The 18,666-nt window shown below is 64.9% G+C and carries 21 protein-coding genes; 12 read left to right on the plus strand and 9 right to left on the minus strand.

Annotated elements, in window-relative coordinates; all coding sequences use genetic code 11:
* Window positions 1-37: 37 nt before the first annotated feature.
* A complete protein-coding gene (gene ribD / locus CKW37_RS27695) occupies window positions 38-1,168 on the minus strand; it encodes a bifunctional diaminohydroxyphosphoribosylaminopyrimidine deaminase/5-amino-6-(5-phosphoribosylamino)uracil reductase RibD (protein ID WP_095159375.1) in 1,131 nt (376 codons plus the stop codon).
* A gap of 2 nt (window positions 1,169-1,170) precedes the next feature.
* Window positions 1,171-1,635, minus strand: a complete 465-nt coding sequence (nrdR, locus tag CKW37_RS27700; RefSeq protein WP_095159376.1) for a transcriptional regulator NrdR — start codon at window positions 1,633-1,635, stop codon at window positions 1,171-1,173.
* Between the two features lie 109 nt (window positions 1,636-1,744).
* Between nrdR and CKW37_RS27705 the strand changes: the two genes are divergently transcribed.
* From CKW37_RS27705 to trxA, 3 genes are read left to right on the plus strand one after another with little or no spacing between them, the layout of a single operon-like run.
* Complete coding sequence (locus tag CKW37_RS27705; RefSeq protein ID WP_095159377.1) at window positions 1,745-2,194, plus strand: YbaY family lipoprotein; 450 nt, start codon at window positions 1,745-1,747, stop codon at window positions 2,192-2,194.
* Window positions 2,195-2,845: a methyltransferase gene (locus CKW37_RS27710; protein ID WP_095159378.1), complete on the plus strand. Its 651-nt coding sequence runs from the start codon at window positions 2,195-2,197 to the stop codon at window positions 2,843-2,845. It abuts the gene before it with no gap.
* 42 nt (window positions 2,846-2,887) lie between these two features.
* On the plus strand, window positions 2,888-3,760 hold the full coding sequence (gene trxA / locus CKW37_RS27715) for a thioredoxin (RefSeq protein ID WP_095159379.1): 873 nt from the start codon (window positions 2,888-2,890) through the stop codon (window positions 3,758-3,760).
* A 51-nt stretch (window positions 3,761-3,811) separates the two neighbouring features.
* Here trxA and CKW37_RS27720 read toward each other — a convergent pair whose 3' ends face one another.
* Complete coding sequence (locus tag CKW37_RS27720) at window positions 3,812-4,156, minus strand: hypothetical protein (protein ID WP_095159380.1); 345 nt, start codon at window positions 4,154-4,156, stop codon at window positions 3,812-3,814.
* Between the two features lie 130 nt (window positions 4,157-4,286).
* Here CKW37_RS27720 and CKW37_RS27725 point away from each other — a divergent pair, with 130 nt between their 5' ends.
* From CKW37_RS27725 to CKW37_RS27745, 5 genes are all read left to right on the plus strand, one after another.
* Entirely contained in the window at window positions 4,287-4,865 is a 579-nt protein-coding gene (locus CKW37_RS27725) for a DUF2796 domain-containing protein (RefSeq protein WP_095159381.1), read from the plus strand.
* 47 nt (window positions 4,866-4,912) lie between these two features.
* Window positions 4,913-5,632, plus strand: a complete 720-nt coding sequence (locus tag CKW37_RS27730) for an ABC transporter ATP-binding protein (RefSeq protein ID WP_095159382.1) — start codon at window positions 4,913-4,915, stop codon at window positions 5,630-5,632.
* Entirely contained in the window at window positions 5,632-6,897 is a 1,266-nt protein-coding gene (locus CKW37_RS27735; protein WP_095159383.1) for an ABC transporter permease, read from the plus strand. The genes CKW37_RS27730 and CKW37_RS27735 overlap by 1 nt, the downstream gene beginning before the upstream one ends.
* An 11-nt stretch (window positions 6,898-6,908) precedes the next feature.
* Window positions 6,909-7,430 (plus strand): DUF3299 domain-containing protein, encoded by a 522-nt coding sequence (locus CKW37_RS27740; RefSeq protein ID WP_095159384.1) that lies wholly within the window; start codon window positions 6,909-6,911, stop codon window positions 7,428-7,430.
* 107 nt (window positions 7,431-7,537) lie between these two features.
* Window positions 7,538-8,218 (plus strand): OmpW family protein, encoded by a 681-nt coding sequence (locus CKW37_RS27745; RefSeq protein WP_095159385.1) that lies wholly within the window; start codon window positions 7,538-7,540, stop codon window positions 8,216-8,218.
* 145 nt (window positions 8,219-8,363) lie between these two features.
* On the opposite strand, the gene CKW37_RS27750 is transcribed toward CKW37_RS27745, so the two are convergent.
* Window positions 8,364-9,293 (minus strand): NAD-dependent epimerase/dehydratase family protein, encoded by a 930-nt coding sequence (locus CKW37_RS27750; protein ID WP_095159386.1) that lies wholly within the window; start codon window positions 9,291-9,293, stop codon window positions 8,364-8,366.
* Window positions 9,286-10,170: a sugar nucleotide-binding protein gene (locus tag CKW37_RS27755; RefSeq protein WP_095159387.1), complete on the minus strand. Its 885-nt coding sequence runs from the start codon at window positions 10,168-10,170 to the stop codon at window positions 9,286-9,288. The genes CKW37_RS27750 and CKW37_RS27755 overlap by 8 nt, the downstream gene beginning before the upstream one ends.
* Window positions 10,171-10,464: 294 nt before the next feature.
* On the opposite strand from CKW37_RS27755, the gene CKW37_RS27760 reads away from it, so the two are divergent.
* Window positions 10,465-11,508 (plus strand): TauD/TfdA family dioxygenase, encoded by a 1,044-nt coding sequence (locus CKW37_RS27760; protein ID WP_095159388.1) that lies wholly within the window; start codon window positions 10,465-10,467, stop codon window positions 11,506-11,508.
* A gap of 21 nt (window positions 11,509-11,529) precedes the next feature.
* Entirely contained in the window at window positions 11,530-12,327 is a 798-nt protein-coding gene (locus CKW37_RS27765; protein WP_095159389.1) for a TSUP family transporter, read from the plus strand.
* 3 nt (window positions 12,328-12,330) lie between these two features.
* Here CKW37_RS27765 and CKW37_RS27770 read toward each other — a convergent pair whose 3' ends face one another.
* Window positions 12,331-13,149: a helix-turn-helix transcriptional regulator gene (locus CKW37_RS27770; protein ID WP_095159390.1), complete on the minus strand. Its 819-nt coding sequence runs from the start codon at window positions 13,147-13,149 to the stop codon at window positions 12,331-12,333.
* A gap of 177 nt (window positions 13,150-13,326) precedes the next feature.
* Here CKW37_RS27770 and CKW37_RS27775 point away from each other — a divergent pair, with 177 nt between their 5' ends.
* Together CKW37_RS27775 and CKW37_RS27780 are read left to right on the plus strand one after the other, a co-directional pair.
* On the plus strand, window positions 13,327-14,775 hold the full coding sequence (locus CKW37_RS27775; protein ID WP_095159391.1) for a sodium:alanine symporter family protein: 1,449 nt from the start codon (window positions 13,327-13,329) through the stop codon (window positions 14,773-14,775).
* 92 nt (window positions 14,776-14,867) lie between these two features.
* Window positions 14,868-15,857 carry an asparaginase gene (locus tag CKW37_RS27780; RefSeq protein ID WP_095159392.1) on the plus strand — a complete coding sequence of 330 codons (990 nt, stop codon included), beginning with the start codon at window positions 14,868-14,870 and terminating at the stop codon, window positions 15,855-15,857.
* A gap of 57 nt (window positions 15,858-15,914) precedes the next feature.
* On the opposite strand, the gene CKW37_RS27785 is transcribed toward CKW37_RS27780, so the two are convergent.
* The 3 genes from CKW37_RS27785 to CKW37_RS27795 form a co-directional block, all read right to left on the minus strand.
* The gene (locus CKW37_RS27785) at window positions 15,915-17,189 is read right to left on the minus strand and encodes an OprD family porin (protein ID WP_095159398.1); all 1,275 of its coding nucleotides are present in this window, start codon (window positions 17,187-17,189) and stop codon (window positions 15,915-15,917) included.
* Between the two features lie 71 nt (window positions 17,190-17,260).
* Window positions 17,261-18,472, minus strand: coding sequence for a 3-(3-hydroxy-phenyl)propionate transporter MhpT (mhpT, locus tag CKW37_RS27790; protein ID WP_095159393.1), 1,212 nt, complete (start codon window positions 18,470-18,472; stop codon window positions 17,261-17,263).
* 102 nt (window positions 18,473-18,574) lie between these two features.
* On the minus strand, window positions 18,575-18,666 hold a 92-nt coding region (locus CKW37_RS27795), incomplete at its 5' end, for a hypothetical protein (protein ID WP_143501861.1).

The following is an 18,666-nucleotide window of genomic DNA, read 5'->3' on the forward strand; positions in this document are numbered from 1 at the left end:
CTCGAGAACAGGCCACGCCGGGGGCGCAAGCCGCGAATTATACGCCTGGGGCGGGCACAGGGATGGCAGTGACTCGCCAGTCATCGCCTACCGCGCGCATGTCAGTGATTTTCAGTGCCGGGGCTTCGCTCATCCGCGCCAGCGGCCAGTCGAGCAGCGGCCGGGCATTGGAGCCGAGAAACTTGCCGGCGATGAACAGTTGGTATTCGTCCACCAGGCCGAGCTGGGCAAAGGCACCGGCAAGGCCGGGGCCGGCCTCCACCAGGACTTCGTTGACGCCACGTCCGGCCAGCTCAACCAGCAACTGGCGCAGATCGACCTGGCCGTCGGCACCGGGCAAACGCAGCAGCTCCTGGCCGTTGGCGGCGTAACGCGGGTCGTCCTCGGCGGCGGTGACCACCAGCGCCGGACCGGCCTGATAGAACGGTGCGTCCAGCGGCAGGCGCAAGCGCCCGTCGATCAATACGCGCAGCGGCGGACGGCTCAGTGCAAGGGCGGCGGTGTCAGTGTCCAGACCCAGTTCCGCGCCACGCACGGTCATTCGCGCGTTATCCGCCAGCACGCTGCTGGCGCTGCTCAGCACCACGCTGGAGCGCGCGCGCAGGCGCTGCACCGCCGAACGCGCCGCCGGGCCGGTGATCCACTGGCTTTCGCCGCTGGCCATGGCAGTGCGCCCGTCCAGGCTCATCGCCAGTTTCACCCGCACATACGGCAGGCCGTGTTCCATGCGCTTGAGAAATCCGGGGTTCAGCGCCCGCGCTTCGGCTTCGAGCACGCCGCTGGCGACTTCGATGCCGGCGTCGGCGAGGCGCTTGAGGCCGTTGCCGGCGACTTGCGGGTTAGGGTCTTGCATCGCCGCGACGACTCGTGCCACGCCAGCCTTCACCAGCGCTTCGGCGCAGGGTGGCGTGCGGCCGTGGTGGCTGCACGGTTCCAGGGTGACGTAGGCGCAGGCGCCGCGAGCCAGTTCGCCGGCCTGGCGCAAGGCGTGGACTTCAGCGTGTGGCTCGCCGGCGCGCACGTGCCAGCCTTCGCCGACCACCTCGCCGTCGCGGACGATGACGCAGCCAACCCGCGGGTTCGGGTGCGTCGAATACAGGCCCTTGCGCGCCAGCTCAAGGGCGCGGGCCATGTAATGAGCGTCGAGCACGGCGCGTTCTGTGGACATGTTCACTCTTTGGACGGCTCGCGGGCCAGGCGGTCGATTTCTTCGCGGAATTCGTTGAGGTCCTGGAAGCGCCGGTACACGGAGGCGAAACGGATGTAGGCAACTTCGTCGAGCTTTTGCAGCTCGGTCATCACCAGTTCACCGACCACCAGCGACTTGACCTCACGCTCGCCCTTGGCGCGCAGCTTGTGCTTGATGTGGGCCAGCGCGGCTTCCAGGCGCTCGACGCTGACCGGGCGCTTTTCCAGCGCCCGCTGCATGCCGGCGCGGAGTTTGTCTTCGTCGAAGGGCTGACGGCTGCCGTCCTGCTTGATCAAGCGAGGCAGGACCAGTTCGGCGGTTTCGAAGGTGGTGAATCGCTCGCCGCAGGCCACGCATTCGCGGCGGCGGCGCACTTGCTCGCCCTCGGCGACCAGTCGCGAGTCGATGACTTTGGTGTCGTTGGCACCGCAGAAGGGACAGTGCATGGTGGCAGGCAACAAAAAAAGGGAGGGCCATGGTAGCGCATCCGACTGGCAAGACAAGCCAAAGGGGTTACCATCCAGTGAGGAAATACGCCCCCGAAGGAAAAACACCATGCCGTTTCGAGCGCTCGCCGTGCTCGGCTTCGCGACCCTGCTGGCCGCCTGCAGCAGCGAAGCCCCCAAACCCGTGCCACCGCAGCCACCGGCCAATCCGGTGGCAAAACACGTCCATGTGCCAACGCCGCTGCCTGCCTACCAGCGGGAACTGACCGGCAGCTTCAGCAACATTCCCCGCGGCGCGGAGGTTGAAGTCGCCTTGTTGGTGATCGACGAACGCGGCCGCCCGCAACGCCTGCTGGCCAGCGACACCCTGGACGGCACCGGCCAGGCCCTGCCATTTCAGTTGCGCTTCAATCCCGAAGTGTTCCCCAGCGGTGCCCGTGTGGAACTGCGCGCCCGCGCCAGCCAGTCCGGGCAACTGATCCTGCACCTCAAACCGCTGTCGGTGACCCGCGCCGAAACCCAGGCCTTCGGCCCGCTGCAACTGGAAAAGGCGCCGTAAATGGCGCCTGTTCACCTGCAGAGTGCATTGAGTGAATTGCTCGGCGACGCCCGTCTTGTCGCCAGCGACCTGCCCGATTGCCCTCTGAAACTGTGGTTGATCGACGCCGACAACATGGACCGCGCCTTCAGTCCCGAAGAAACCCGACGCATCCTCGAAGAGCCGCCCTACTGGAGTTTCTGCTGGGCCAGCGGCCTGGCCATGGCCCGCTACCTGGCCGAGCGCCCGGAGTGGGTCGAGGGCAAGCGGGTGCTGGATTTCGGCGCCGGCTCCGGCATCGCCGGGATCGCCGCGAAGAAGGCCGGGGCACTGGAAGTGGTGGCCTGCGACCTCGATCCGCTGGCGCTGCACGCCAGCCGGGCCAACGCGGCACTCAACGGCGTGGAACTGAATTACTCCAGCGACTTTTTCGCCGAGGACGACCGCTTCGACCTGATCCTGGTTGCCGACGTGCTCTACGACCGCGCCAACCTGCCGCTGCTCGACCAGTTCCTCAGCCGTGGTCGCCAGGCGCTGGTGGCGGACTCGCGGGTGCGCGACTTCCGTCATCCGCTGTACCGGCAACTGGACACGCTGCACGCGCTGACCCTGCCGGACCTGGCCGAGCCCCATGAGTTTCGCCAGGTCAGCCTGTACCACGCCAGCCGCTGAGTCCGTATAGTTGGCGCCATTCATGCGTTCGCGAGAGTCGAGATGAGTCAGGACAACCCGTACATATTCGATACCACCGTCGCCAACTTCGATCAGGTGGTGATCGCCAACTCGCACCACAAGCCGGTGCTGGTGGATTTCTGGGCCGACTGGTGTGCGCCGTGCAAGGCGATGATGCCGGTGCTGGCGAAGATCACCGAGGAGTACCAGGGCGAACTGCTGCTGGCCAAGGTCAACTGCGATGTGGAGCAGGACATCGTCGCCCGCTTCGGCATCCGCAGCCTGCCCACCGTGGTGCTGTTCAAGGACGGCCAGCCGGTGGACGGCTTCGCCGGCGCCCAGCCGGAATCGGCCATCCGCGCCCTGCTCGAACCCCATGTGCAAATGCCGCCACCGGCCGCCGCCGATCCACTGGAAGTGGCCCAGGCGCTATTCGCCGACGGTCGCTACAGCGAGGCTGAAGCCACCCTCAAGACCCTGCTGAGCGAAGACAACAGCAACGCCGGCGCGCTGATTCTCTACGGTCGCTGCCTGGCCGAGCGTGGCGAGCTGGGTGAAGCGCAAACCGTGCTGGACGCGGTAAAGAGCGATGAGCACAAGGCCGCGCTGGCCGGTGCCAAGGCGCAACTGACGTTCCTGCGCCAGGCACAGAGCCTGCCGGAAGTGGCAGACCTGAAAACCCGTCTGGCGCAGAACGCCGAAGACGATGAAGCGGCGTATCAACTGACCATCCAGCAGTTGTCGCGCCAGCAGTACGAGGCGGCGCTGGATGGGTTGTTGAAGCTGTTCAAGCGCAATCGCGGCTATGAAAACGGGCTGCCGCACAAGACCCTGCTGCAGGTGTTCGAGTTGCTGGGCAATGACCATCCGCTGGTGGGCGTTTACCGTCGCAAGTTGTTTGCTGCTCTGTATTGAGTCAGGCGGGGTCTCATCGCTGCGGTTCGGCGATGAGGCCCTAAGATTCAATCACCCAACCCAGTGATACACCGGAGCATCCGCCCCGCTTTCCACCTTCACCTCACTGCTGTGCCGCAACCGCACCAGCAGCCGCTTGCCCGCTCCGGTACTGCCGGACAGCCCCTCCAGTTGTTCCAGCAATGCCGGCCCGTCCAGCGAACCCGCCTTGCGTAACAACGCCTTCGCCGCCAGCCACTGCGCATCATCGCCCCTCGGCTGCGTCGCCGGCGTAGCAGCATTGACCGGCGCCACCGCCTGCTCCGCCACCCGCCCCGCCAGGCTGGCCCACTCGGCCGGATCCAGTTCGAGGGTCAAATCCACCGGCCATTCGCCGATGTGTCCGCGAATTCGCACGTTTCCATCCTCCACACGTCAGGACCGCCATGCTCCCACGCTCATGAAGGATCGCCAAGGACCCTAGCAAGCCGCGCCGAACTTGTTATAACATTTCAAAACTTTTCCAAGCCCGCTCCGGAGTTCCGCCATGCGTCGCCTGTTGCTTGCCTTGCCTTTCGCCCTGCTGCCCCTGGCCGTGATGGCCCACGACGACCACGATCACGAGCATGACCATGACCACGCTCACGGCAGCCTCGGCGCCCACGAACATGGCGTCGCCCACCTCAACGCGGTACTCGACGGCAACGTCCTCGAGCTTGAGCTGGAAAGCCCAGCGATGAACCTGGTGGGCTTCGAGCACGCCGCCGTCAGCGATGCCGACAAAGCCAAGGTCGCCGCGGTACGCGCGCAGCTTGAACAACCCCTGAAGCTGTTCGGCCTGGCTGCCGCCGGCAACTGCAAGGAAAGCGACGAAGAACTGCAAAGCCCGCTGTTCGGCGACAAGCCGGCCAAGGATGACGATGGTGACGGCGATGAGCACGGCCACAGCGACATCCACGCGCACTACCGCCTGGAATGCGCCAACCCCGAGAAGCTCAAGGCGCTCGACCTGGCCCCGCTGTTCAAGACCTTCCCCGCCACCCAGAAAATCCAGCTACAACTGATCGGACCGAATGGCCAGCAAGGGGTGGAAGTCACGCCCGGCAATGCCACGATCAACTTCTAAGTCACCTTTTGCCAGTGAAGCGCCCGGGGTAACCCGGGCGTCCATTTATGAGCCAGGCACTGATTGAACTGACCGACCTGGGCTTCGCCTGGCCGGGACACCCGCCCCTGCTGGACATCCCGGCGCTGCGCCTCGAAGCCGGCGAATCGCTGTTTCTCAAGGGCCCCAGCGGCAGCGGAAAGACCACCCTGCTGGGCCTGCTCGGCGGCGTGCAGAGGGCCGACCGCGGCAGCATCCGCCTGCTCGGCCAGAACCTCAGCGAACTGAGCCAGAGCGCCCGCGACCGTTTCCGCGTCGACCACACCGGCTACATCTTTCAGCAGTTCAACCTGCTGCCGTTTCTCTCGGTGCGCGAGAACGTCGAACTGCCCTGCCGCTTCTCCAAGGCCCGCGCCGAGCGCGCCACGCAGCGCTTCGGCAGCATCGCAGACGCCGCCGCCGAACTGCTCGCGCACCTGGGCCTGAAAGACCCGGCGCTGCTTGCCCGCCGCGCCGACAGCCTGTCGATCGGCCAGCAGCAACGCGTGGCCGCAGCCCGCGCGCTGATCGGCCAGCCGGAACTGGTGATCGCCGACGAACCGACCTCGGCACTCGACGCCGACACCCGCGAAGCCTTTATCCGCCTGCTCTTCGCCGAATGTCGCGACGCCGGTTCCAGCCTGTTGTTCGTCAGCCATGACCAGAGCCTGGCGCCGCTGTTCGACCGCCAGTTGTCCCTCGCCGAACTCAACCGCGCGGCGCAGCCTGCCAGCGATACGGAGGCCTGATGTACCTGCTTCGTCTTGCCCTGGCCAGCCTGGCCAACCGCCGTTTCACCGCGTTTCTCACCGCCTTCGCCATCGCCTTGTCGGTGTGCTTGCTGCTGGCCGTCGAACGCGTTCGCACCGAGGCCCGCGCCAGCTTTGCCAGCACCATCAGCGGCACCGACCTGATCGTCGGCGCCCGCTCCGGTTCGGTGAACCTGCTGCTGTATTCGGTGTTCCGCATCGGCAACGCCACCAACAACATCCGCTGGGACAGCTTCGAGCACTACGCCAACGATCGCCGGGTGAAGTGGGCGATCCCGATTTCCCTCGGCGACTCGCACCGCGGCTACCGGGTGATGGGCACCACCGACGCCTACTTCGCGCATTACCAGTACGGCCGCAAACAGAACCTGCAACTGGCCCAGGGCCGCGCCTTCGCCAGCGACCCGTTCGAGGTGGTGCTCGGCGCCGAAGTAGCCGAAGCCCTGCACTACACGCTCGGCGACAAGCTGGTGCTGGCCCACGGCGTCGCCGCCATCAGCCTGGTCAAGCACGACGACAAACCGTTCACCGTGGTCGGCATTCTGCAGCGCACCGGCACACCGGTGGACCGCACGCTGCACATCAGCCTCGGCGGCATGGAAGCCATTCACATCGACTGGCACAACGGCGTGCCGGCCCGCGGTGCCGGGCGGGTCAGCGCCGAGCAGGCGCGCAACATGGACCTGACGCCCACGGCGATCACCGCGTTCATGCTCGGCCTGAACAGCAAAGTGGCGACCTTCTCGCTGCAACGGGAAATCAACGAATTCCGCAATGAGCCGCTGCAGGCGATTCTTCCCGGCGTGGCCTTGCAAGAGTTGTGGAGCCTGATGGGGACAGCGGAACAGGCGCTGTTCGTGGTTTCGCTGTTCGTCGTGCTCACCGGGCTGATCGGCATGCTCACCGCCATCCTCACCAGCCTCAACGAACGCCGTCGGGAAATGGCGATCCTGCGCTCGGTGGGCGCCCGCCCCTGGCATATCGGCGGCCTGCTGGTGCTCGAAGCCTTCGCCCTGGCGTTGGCCGGGATCGGCGCCGGGCTGGGCTTGCTGTACGCGGGTATCGCCGTCGCGCAGGGTTACGTGCAGGCCAACTATGGGCTATACCTGCCGCTGGCCTGGCCCAGCAGCCACGAATGGCTGTTGCTCGGGATCATCCTCGGCGCCGCGTTGCTGATGGGCAGCATCCCTGCCTGGCGGGCCTATCGACAGTCACTGGCCGACGGCCTGTCCATCCATCTCTGAGTAACCCTGTAATGCGTCGTGTCCTGCTGCTCCTGCTGTTGATCGCCGCGCCCGTCTGGGCCGGCGAGCCGCGTACCCTGGAATGGCCGCAACTGATTCCGCCGGGTGCGCCGGTGATCACGCCGCAGTTGGCGCCGCTGCACAACCTCTCGCAACTCTCGCAGTTGGGCGATGCGCTGGCTGCCGAAGCGGCGCCAGCAGCTCGCCAGGAGGTGCCGGACGCACCGGTGGTCAAGGAGCTGGACGGCCAGCAGATCAAGCTGCCGGGCTATATCGTGCCGCTGGAAGTCAGCGAGGAAGGTCGCACCACGGAGTTTCTCCTGGTGCCGTATTACGGCGCCTGCATTCATGTGCCGCCGCCGCCGTCGAACCAGATCGTGCATGTGTTCAGCGAGATCGGGATCAAGGTCGAAGAGTTGTACCAGCCGTACTGGATCGAAGGGCCGATGCGCGTCCAGTCGTCGGCCAGTGAGCTGGCCGAAGCGGGTTATCAGATGGAAGCCGAGAAAATCTACGCCTACGAACTACAATGAATGCCCGCACCCCGGCGCCTTCGCTTTCATTGAGCTGAATCAAAATTCCCGAGGCGGTAGCTCCTTAACATTGGAACCAATGAATCCAAATGTCCCCCGGAGCTTCCATGAACAAGTCTTTGCTCGGCGCCTCGCTCGTTGCCCTCGCGCTTGTAGCCCCTGCCGCCCACGCCTACCAGGCCGGTGATTTCATCCTGCGCGCCGGTGCCGTCACCACCGCGCCAAACGAAGACAGCGGCGAGCTGAAGTTCGACGGCGTCAAAGCCTCCGGCACCAAAGCCACCCTGACCAGCGACACCCAACTGGGTCTGGCCTTCGCCTACATGCTCACCGACCACTTCGGCCTGGAGCTGCTGGCAGCCACCCCGTTCCAGCATGAAGTGGGCGTGAAAGGCCTCGGTGGCCTGGACGGCAAGCTTGCCGACATCAAGCAACTGCCACCGACCCTGTCGCTGCAGTACTACCCGATGGAAGCCAGCTCGAAATTCCAGCCGTACGCCGGTATCGGTGTGAACTACACCCTGTTCTTCGACGAAGAACTGACCAGCGACCGCAAGGCCCAGGGCTTCAGCAACATGAAACTGAAGAACTCGGTAGGCCTGGCCGGCCAACTGGGCATGGACTATCTGGTCAACGACCACCTGCTGGTCAACGCCGCGATCTGGTACGTCGACATCAACACCGAAGCCAGCATCGACGGCCCGAGCGCACTGTCGATCGGCAAGACCAAGGTCGACGTGGACGTCGATCCATGGGTCTACATGGTTGGCCTGGGTTACAAGTTCTAAGCATTCGAAAACAGTTGGGGCCGTTTTGCGGCTCCTTCGCGAGCAAGCTCGCTCCTACAAGGACCCCGTCGCAATTGACGCAATCCCTGTAGGAGCGAGCTTGCTCGCGAAGGGGCTACAAAACGGCCCCACTGTTTTTACGAACTCAGCGCCCCAACAACCGCGCCAGACCCTCGGCCAACGGCGTCACCACCGGAAACGCGAAACGCGCCAGCAAGCGCTGATTGTCCGCCCGCGAATGGCGGATATCACCACTGCGCGCCGGCCCATAGCTGACATCGGGCAACCCGCCCAGCACCGTGCGCAGCGCCTCCAGCAACTGATTCAGCGAAGTCGCCTGGTTCAGGCCGATATTCACCGCGCCCTCTTCCACCTGCGCCATCTCCAGCGCCTGCACCATCACCGACACCAGGTCGCCGACATACAAAAAGTCGCGGGTCTGCTCGCCATCACCGAACACGGTAATCGGCGTGCCGCTCAAGGCGCGCTCGCAGAAGATGCTGATCACCCCGGAATACGGCGAGGACGGATCCTGACGTGGCCCGAAGATGTTGAAGAAGCGGAACACCACCGGTTCCAGACCGTGCTGACGACGGTAGAAATCCAGGTACTGCTCGCCGGCCAGCTTGTCCACCGCATAAGGGGTCAGCGGCGCCTTGGGGGTATCTTCGGCGATGGACTGGCCTTCACCGTTGTTGCCGTAGACCGCAGCGCTGGAGGCAAACACCACACGGCGGATGCCGTTCATGCGCATGGCCTCGCAGACATTCAGGGTGCCGATGAAGTTGCTCTGGTGAGTCTTGACCGGGTCTTCCACCGAGGCCTGCACCGAGGCCACCGCCGCCAGGTGCACCACCGCGCGGCAACCGGCGGCAGCCTGGTTGACCAGGGCGGCATCGGCGACGTCGCCTTCGATCAGGTGCAGGTTCGGGTGATCCAGTTGCAGGTTGTCGCGCTTGCCGGTGGAGAGGTCGTCCAGCACGCGCACCGCGTAGCCTTTTTCCAGCAGCGCATCACACAGGTGGGAGCCGATGAAACCGGCGCCACCGGTGATCAGAATGGGGGCATCAGCCATGACGGTAGAATCGATCCAGTAGGGTCGGCAGGCCGGAGCGCCAGGCGCGTGGCTTGATGCCGAAGGTGTGGAGAATTTTCTTGCAGGCGAGCACCGCGTGTTGCGGTTCTTCGCTGGCGTCGGAACGCGCGGCGTGGGCCTGGGGGGTGGGGCTCTCGACCGCCAGCGTGCGCAATTGCGAGGCCTCGCCGAGGATCGCCTGGCCCAGCGCCAGCGGCGTGGTCGCCTCATTGCCGGCGTAGTGGTAAGTGCCCCACAACGGCGCCGCGCAATCGAGTTGCTTGAGCACTGAGAGAATCACCCGCGCGGCGTCGTCCACCGGGGTCGGATTGCCGCGGCGGTCGTCGGCCAGCAGCAGTTCCTGAGCCGTTTCGGCACGGGTCAGGAAGCGACCGAGAACACCGTCGATGCTGTCGTCGAGCACCCAGCCGAAACGCAGCAGCACATGCTGCGGGCAGGTGGCGCGCACGCTCTGCTCGATGCGCCACAGCGCCTGGCCACGCAGGCCTAGCGGCACGGGTTCGTCCTTCTCGCTGTAGGCGGTGGCGCGCGAGCCATCGAACACCCGGTAGCTGGAAGGCTGGACGAGGATGATGTTGTGGTGCTGACACAGCTCGGCGAGCCGCTCGACCGAGCGCTCCTGCGCGGCCAGCCGCTGCTCGCTGACCGACTCGGCCTGGAACCAGTCGAAGTAATAGGCCAGGTTGACCAGCGCGTCCGGGCGGGTGTCGTCGAGTAACTGGGTCAGGCTGGCGGTGTCCCAGCCCTGCTCTGGCGGACGCGGCGCGAGAAAGCCGATGTCCTCCTCGGCCCCGAGACGAATCAGCGCTTGCCCAAGGGCATTTCCACCACCCAACAGCATCAGGCGCATTCGCATAACGTTTGGCAGGTCCGCTCAGGTTGATTGAAAAAGAAAGCGCGTAGTTTGCGGCTTCCGCCAGGGGAAGTCCAACCCGCCCCGAGACACAGTGTGTTTAACGTCAGGCGCAATATGCCCGCTTTCCCACACCAATAAATAAGAATTAGCTTACAAATCCAAAAGAACCTACTGACTTCTACGGTTGAAAAAACCGCCTTCAATTAGCGCTAACCGGTTACCTGTCCTGCCGTCAGGAGCCATTCGGGGCGTGGAATGCCCTAAAACCCGCCAGATCGCTAAGGAAGGTTCTCCATGCAGGACTCCGAAGTCGCCACGCTCTACTTCAATGAAGACCAGCTCGACCAACTGCACAAAGCCAGCCAGGACCTCGCTCACCACGGCGGCCCGCAGGTGCTCGGCGCTGCGCTCAAGGCCCGCCTCTGGGCCCGGTTGCTGGAGACAACCCTGAGCCCGCTGCAGCAGGCCATCATCAACCTGTTCGCCGATGGCCGGTTGTCAGTGCTGCTGTTTTCCCGCTTGCTGCCACCGCGCAACGATGAACTGCCCGAGCAGTTGCCCGCGCTCGCGGCCCTGGAACGGGACCACCCGTGCCTTTACCTCGCCTCGCGCAATCAGGTGCTGCTGGAGCTGGTCCACTACCGGGCCTTCGCCTTCGATATCGACAACGACGGCAAACACGTGCGGCTGGTCGGCAATTTCAAGGGCGGTGGCCAGCAACCGCGCCCCGATGAAGACCCCTACGAGGCCGTGGAGCTCAGCTCCCACGCCGGCCTGCGCCTCGGACCGCACACCGAGGCGCCGTACCATTGCTCGGTAGTGGCGCGCGACGGCCATTCGCCCGCCCCTTCCGCGCTGATCCTGAGTGCCCGCTGGAACCCGGCGAACGAGGCCACCCATATCGTTCCGCTGCGCAGCGTCATCGAAGGGCTGGGAAGCCTGGACGTGTTGGCCCTGGCCTCCAACTCCTTCGATTTCACTCGCAGCGAATGCTTCGTCGACGGTCACGGCGACGCCGGCCACGCCACCTCCATCGTCCAGTTCGACGAACAGGGCGGGTTCAGCGTGCGTTACAACGCTTACCGTTTTTCCGTCAACGAGCAGGCCAGCGACGCCGCAGCACGGGCGTTCGATGCCTTCAAGGCACGCCTGGCGCAGACCCCGCCGCTGGAATTCGTGCTGCAGCCGGACAGCGTTCTGCTGGTCAACAACACCCGCGCGCTGCATGGCCGCGAACTGCTGCAAGACAACCGCCGCCTGCTGGTGCGGCTGTTCGGCTATTCGCGTTTCGCCCGCCCCCTGGTCATCAAGGAAGACCCGCTGCTGGTCCGCGGCTGAATGGTCTGGAGTTCCTCACACATGCTCGAAGTCGATCTGACGCTATTGCTCGCCCTCTCCGGTCTCGCCCTGCTGGCCGGCTTTTTCGACGCCATTGCTGGTGGCGGCGGGCTGATCACCCTGCCCATGCTGTTTCTCGTCGGTATCGATCCGCTGGCGGCGCTGGCCACCAACAAGTTCCAGGCCGCCAGTGCCACCGTCTCGGCCACCGTCGCCTTCTCCCGCCGCGGCATGCTCGACTGGCGCAGCGGCTGGCCAATGGCGCTGATGGCTTTTGCCGGTGGCGCCTTGGGCGCACTGTCGGTCAGCCTGGTGCCGAAAGACCTGCTGCAGGCCTGCGTGCCGGTGCTGCTGGTGGTGGTCGCCGCCTGGTTCGCCTTCAGCCCCCGGCTGGACGATCAGCAGATGCGCACGCCGCGGATCTCCATCAGCCTGTTCTGCCTGCTGATCGCCCCGCTGATCGGTTTCTATGACGGCGTGTTCGGCCCCGGGGTCGGCTCGTTCTTCATGCTGGCGTTCATGCTGCTGCTCGGCCAGGGCATGCTGCGTGCGGTGGGCAACAGCAAACTGTTGAACGCCGCGTGCAACCTCGGTGCCCTGTCGGTGTTCGCCTCGACCGGCACCATTCTCTGGCCGCTGGCCCTGGCGATGGCGTTCTGCGCCATGCTCGGCGCGCAATTCGGGGCACGCTGCGCGGTGTACTTCGGGCCGCGGCTGATCCGCCCGCTGGTGGTCTTCGTCTGCTGTGTGATGGCGATGAAGCTGTTTCTCGATGCCGGCAACCCGCTGGTGGAGTGGGTCGCGCACCAATGGCCGTAACGCTTACTCGATCTCGAACAGACCGTTGCTGATCGGCCCGGCGGTCAGCCGTTCACGCACGTCGTCGTCGATGCGCGGATCGTCCGGGCGATACAGCTTCACCTGGCGATAGGCGTTGATGCGGTTGATCTCCGGGCCCAGGTATTCCCAGACCACCCGGGTGCAGGCCGGGGTGCGTCGGTCGCCGCTGGACACACCGGTCTTGAGGCCATTGAGGCGGGTGATGCGGCTCTTGAAGCTGGGAATCAGGATGGTCTGGCTCATCTCGTTGACGGTCAGTGACTCGTAATCCAGCAGAAACAGCCGATCCTGCAACTGGAATGCGGCGCCCAGGTAACGGCAACGCACCCAGTCCTCGGCTTGCACATCGGTGCTGCTGGAGCGCTCCTGGCGCTCCTGGCGTTCAAACAGGAAATTGCCGTTCTCCTCGCGCAAATGCACCAGCGACAGCAGGACATTGCCCGGCACCGACATGCAGTTGGAGTACTCGAAGTAGTAACCGCAGTAGCGCGACAGGTTGCCACTGTGCTCGCGCAACGGACGCAGCAACTCCAGCAGCGGGTCGTTTTTGGCCGGCAGGTTGAGGCTGCTGCTGCGCGCACCGATCAGGCGGGCGAACTGCTCCGGCGGCAGGCACAACTCGTAATCCTCGACACCGAAGAAATCACCGATGCGCTTGAGGTTGTAGGCCGTCGGCTGGCTCTGGCCGCTCAGGTACTTGTTGAACTGCGCCCGGTTGATCGAGAGCTGCCGGCAAACCTCGGAAATAGAGCGGTAGTGGCTGCAGGCCAACTTGAGGTTCGGACCAAGGTGTTCACTCATGGGGAAATCCGGACTGATGCGATGGGCGCGAGTTTAGCATCAAGTCGCATCAACTGAGAGCAACTGGCGAAATTGTAACCACCGGTGTCATAGCCAAACATGCGCCCCACGGACCAGGCGCGTCGACGCCGGCCGATCTGTCTTTCATGCAAAGAATAAGAATCCGAGGTCACTTCCATGCTCGAAGCGCTCAACGATTTCCTCTCGGGGAAACTCCTCATCGTGCTTATCGTCGGACTGGGCAGCTATTTCACCCTCCGCTCCCGTTTCGTCCAATTCCGCCATTTCGGCCACATGTTCAGTGTGTTCAAGGAATCGTTGCGCGGCCAGGCTGGCCAACTGAGCTCTTTCCAGGCGCTGATGCTGAGCCTGGCCGGTCGTGTCGGTGCCGGTAACATCGCCGGTGTCGGTATCGCCGTGACCCTCGGCGGCCCGGGTGCCGTGTTCTGGATGTGGGTCACCGCACTGGTCGGCATGTCCAGCAGCTTCTTCGAATGCACCCTGGCCCAGGTCTACAAGCGCGCCGATGGCGATGGCCTGTACCGCGGCGGCCCGGCGTACTACATCCAGCACGGCCTGAAGCTGAAAAGCATGGCGGTGGTGTTCTCGATCCTGCTGCTGGTGACCTACGGCTTCGCCTTCAACGGCCTGCAGTCCTACACCGTGACCCACTCGCTGCAAAACGCCTTCGGCTTCGACCCAAGCCACACCGGCATCGCCCTGGCCGTGCTGCTGGCAATCGTGTTCCTCGGTGGCATCAAGCGTATCGCCGCGGTGTCCGACCTGCTGGTTCCGGTCAAGACCCTGGCCTACATCGGCGTCACCCTGTACGTGATCGGCAGCCAGATCGACCACGTCCCGGCGATGCTGGAAACCATCTTCAAAAGCGCCTTCGGTCTTGACCCCGCCTTCGCCGGCCTGCTCGGCAGCGCCATCGTCATGGGCGTGAAACGTGGCGTGTTCGCCAACGAAGCTGGCCTCGGCAGCGCACCGAACGTCGCCGCCGTGGCCGCGGTGAAACACCCTGGCGCCCAAGGTGTGGTCCAGGCGTTCAGCGTGTTCCTCGACACCTTCGTCATCTGCACCTGCACCGCGCTGCTGATCCTGCTGTCGGGCTTCTACACCCCGGGCTTCGAAGGTGACGGCATCGTCCTGACCCAGAACTCCCTGGCGGCGGTCGTCGGTGACTGGGGTCGTCTGTTCGTCAGCGTCGCGCTGTCGCTGTTCGTCTTCACCTGCATTCTCTACAACTACTACCTGGGCGAAACCAGCCTGCAGTTCCTGACCCGCAACCGCGTGGTGCTGATGGCCTACCGTGGTCTGGTCCTGGCCCTGATCGTCTGGGGTTCGGTGCAGAACCTGTCCACCGTGTTCGCCTTCGCCGACATCACCATGACCTGCCTGGCCTTCGTCAACCTGATCGCCCTGGCCATGCTGTTCAACATCGGCCTGCGGGTGATGCGTGACTACGACGAGCAGCGCAAGGCCGGCATCAAGCAGCCAGTGTTCGACTCGGCGAAATTCGCTGACCTGGACCTGGACCGTGACGCCTGGCCGAGCATCACCAAGACCGAAGCCGAGACCGATCGTGCAGTCGCGGTAGGCAACGCGCAAACCCAGCGCTAAGCCTTCCTGGCTGTCGCTCGACAAGAAAGCCGCCCCTTCGCGGGCGGCTTTTTTTTGCCCCGATTTTTCTTTTCATGCTCCGGAATACCCCCATGCGCGCAGTAAAGAACCTTCTTGTCCTCTACACCGGCGGCACCATCGGCATGCTGGAAACCCCTCAGGGCCTGGCACCGGCGGGTGGCTTCGACGCGCGCATGCGTGCCTGGCTCGAACAGCATCCCGAGACACCCTGCCCGCACTGGACACTGCGCGAAATGGCGCCGCTGCTCGACAGCGCCAACATGCAGCAGGCGAACTGGCTGGCGATGCGCGATGCCATCGTCGAGGCGGTAAAACAGGATGGCCACGATGGCGTCCTGCTGCTGCACGGCACCGACACCTTGGCCTACAGCGCCGCGGCGCTGTCGTTCCTGCTGCTTGGCCTGGACGTGCCGGTGGTGCTGACCGGCTCGATGCTGCCGGCCGGCGCGCCGGACAGCGATGCCTGGGACAACCTCGGCGGCGCCCTGGCGTTGTTTGCCGCGGGCGTGGAAAGCGGCGTGCAGTTGTTCTTCGCCGGCAAGCTGATGTCCGGCGTGCGCGCCAGCAAATTGCGCAGCGAAGCCTTTGACGCCTTCGCCGCCCTGCCCCGTCATCGCGAAGGCGAACGCGCCGCTGAAGTGCCCGCGGTGCTGAGCTACTGCCAGCCGCGCATCGCCGTGAACCTCGCGGTGGTGCCGGTGTATCCCGGCCTGCAGGCGGCGCACGTCGAGGCGCTGGTGAAGACCGGCGTGAAGGGATTGCTGCTGGAGTGCTACGGCAGCGGCACCGGCCCATCGGATGACGACGCGCTGCTCGATGCCCTGCGCGACGCCGGCAAGCGCGGCGTGCTGGTCGCGGCGATCAGCCAGTGCGCGGAAGGCAGCGTGGTGTTCGACACCTACGCCGCCGGCAGCCGGCTGCGGGATACCGGGCTGGTTTCAGCCGGTGGCATGACCCGCGAGGCGGCCTTGGGCAAACTGTTCGCCCTGCTCGGCGCCGGGCTGGACCTGGGCACCGCGCGGCATTGGTTCGCGCTGGACCTGTGCGGCGAGCGGGCCTGATGCCCAGACGTTCGCGACGGCTCGGCACACCGAACCGTCGCGCTCAGTCAGAAACCATCACCACAGCGCAATCGTGTAATCCACATTCACCCGCAGTTCATTGCCGTCCCTGAAGGTCGCCGCCGGGGCGAAGTCATTGCGGTACCAGGCATGCCGCACCCGCAATCCCACACCCTTGAAGGTTCCGGACTGCAGCACGTAGGAGACTTCGACATCAGTTTCCCGCTCGTGCCGGTCATCGCCGCCCAGCGCGGTCGGCAGGCTGATGTTGCTGCCATCGATGTAGCGCAGCATGCCTTTCAGGCCGGGCGCCCCCATCGCGCCGAAGTCATAGTCGTACTTCACCTGCCAACTGCGCTCATCCGCGTTGATGAACTCCGAACTCAGCGAGCCCTCGGTAATCACCAGCGGCTCGGTGCCCGCCACATAAGGCATGGCGCTGTCGCCACTGAGGTGCATGTAGCCGGCACCGAAGGTGTGGGCGCCCAGCGCATAGCTGAACATCGCCGCCAGATTGCGGTTATCCACACGCCCCGCCTTGGCCGCACCGTCCTCGCCAGCCATGAAATAACGCACGTCGCTCTTCAGCTTGCCGGCGCCCACCGGCGTCACGTGCTCGAAGCCGACGAAGTCCTTGCGATACAGATCCTGCAAAGCCGCGTGGTAGTACTTCAGGGTCAGCGCATCAGACCAGCGCCAGTCCGCGCCGAGGAACAGAAACTGGTCCGACTCGGCCTTGCCGTTGAAGCGGCCATTGGGCGCGGCGACGGTGAATTTCTGATAGTTGCTGGAATCCCGCTGGTTCATTCGATCAAGCCAGCCGGCGTGCAGGGTGAAGCCGTCGATGTCCTCGGAGCGCAGGTAGGTGCCACGCAGGGTCTGCGGCAACAGGCGGCTGGGGCTGGCGAACATCACCGGCAACAGGGTGCTGATGGTGCCGGCCTGCAACTCGGTCTTCGAGATTTTCATCTTGGCGGTGAGGCCGAGTTCCGAATAGTTATCGTCGGGCTCGCGGGTCGCCGGGTCGTAGGGCAGCAGACCGGTTCCGACGCGGTCGGGCGAGGAATCCAGCTTGATCCCCAACATGCCCTGCGCGTTGAGCCCGAAGCCCACCGGGCCTTCGGTGAAGCCCGAGTTGAAGCGGACGATAAAACCCTGGGCCCACTCGCGCGCAGCGGACTGGGCCGACGTGCCTTTGTAGTCGCGATCGAAGTAGTAGTTGCGGGCGGTCAGGCTGGCTTTGCTGTCCTCGACGAAACCTGCGGCGCAGGCGTTGGAAATCAGGACGAACGGCAACCACAGGCCGAACGCCCGGAGCAGAAATGCAGGCATGGTCATTCACTTTATTGTTGTTGTAAGCGAACCCGCGCCAGCGACCTGGCGCGGGAAATGGAGTGAGGTAATCAGTCGGCCTGTCGGCTGCGTTGCGACAGGCAGAACATCGCTGCCGCGGCCAGCACGATGCCCGGCGCCGAGGCCAGCATCACACCCGCCGTGCCCGTGCCCAGCGCCAGCATCTTGCCGGCGATCAGCGGACCGCTCATGGCGCCAAGCCGCCCCACCGCGACCGCCGAACCCACGCCGGTGGCGCGCATGCGGGTCGGATAGAACAGCGGCGTAAAGGCATAGAGCACGCCCTGCCCGCCCGTGGCGAACAGCCCGGCGACAAAGCCGGCCACCAGCATGCCGGGCAACGCATTGGCCAGGCCCAGCGCCGCCAGCGAACCGAGGATGCCGACATAAATCAGCAGCGCCATGGCCCACGCAGGCAGACGGTCCATCAGCGCGCCCAGCGCCAGCGTGCCTACCGCCGCGCCCAGTTGCAGCGCCAGCATCACCCAACTCGCCTGCCGCGAATCGAAGCCTTGGGCGACCAGCAGGCTCGGCAGCCAGTTGACCAGGATGTAGACCACCATGAGGGTGAAGAAATAGCTCAGCCACAGCAGCAAGGTGGCCGGCGCCGCGCCGTTGCGAAACAGCCCGTGCCAGACGCCGTGTTCCTCGACGCTGGCGGTCTCGGCCTGGCGGGCCTGGAACTGCGCCGACTCCGGCAGGTAGCGCCCGAGCAGCGGCACGATCAGCAGCGGCACCAGGCCGCCGACGTAGAACACCACTTTCCAGCCGCCGGAAAAGCCGATGATGCCGATGACCGCGGCCAGTGCCGCGCCCAGCGGCACGCCGCAATACATCATGCTCACCGCCGTGCCGCGCAGGCGCGGGCCGGCGGCTTCGGAGGTCAGTGCGATCAGGTTCGGCAGCGCAGCGCCGAGGCCGATGCCGGTCAGGCAGCGGGCGGCCACCAGACTATGGAAATCCCAGGCCACAGCGGTCACCAGCGAGAACAGGCCGAACAGCGCCACGGCAGCCATCAATACCCGCTTGCGGCCGATCCGGTCGGCCAGCCAGCCGCCGACGAACGCGCCGGGCAACAGGCCGAGAATCCCGGCGCTGAACACCCAGCCCATCTGCATCTTGTCCAGCCCGAAGGCCGCGGCCATACCTTGCGCGGCGATGCCGGCGGCCTGCAGGTCGAGACCTTCCATCAGTGCCACCAGGAAGCACAGAGCGATGGTGGTGGCGAGTTGCACGCGATTTGTTGCGGTTATCCCGGTCATGGGATGTACCTCGATTTATTGTTGTAGAGGTCTTTGTTTTTGGCTACAAGGGACCTGCGTACGCAAGCCCCCCTGTAGGAGCGAGCTTGCTCGCGATTTCGGCTAATTCCGCCGAGCCAGCAGATCCAGCGCCACATCCACAATCATGTCCTCCTGCCCCCCGACCATCCGCCGCTTGCCCAGCTCCACCAGAA

Origin of the sequence: Pseudomonas sp. Irchel 3E13 (assembly GCF_900187455.1) — a bacterium.
GTDB lineage: Bacteria > Pseudomonadota > Gammaproteobacteria > Pseudomonadales > Pseudomonadaceae > Aquipseudomonas.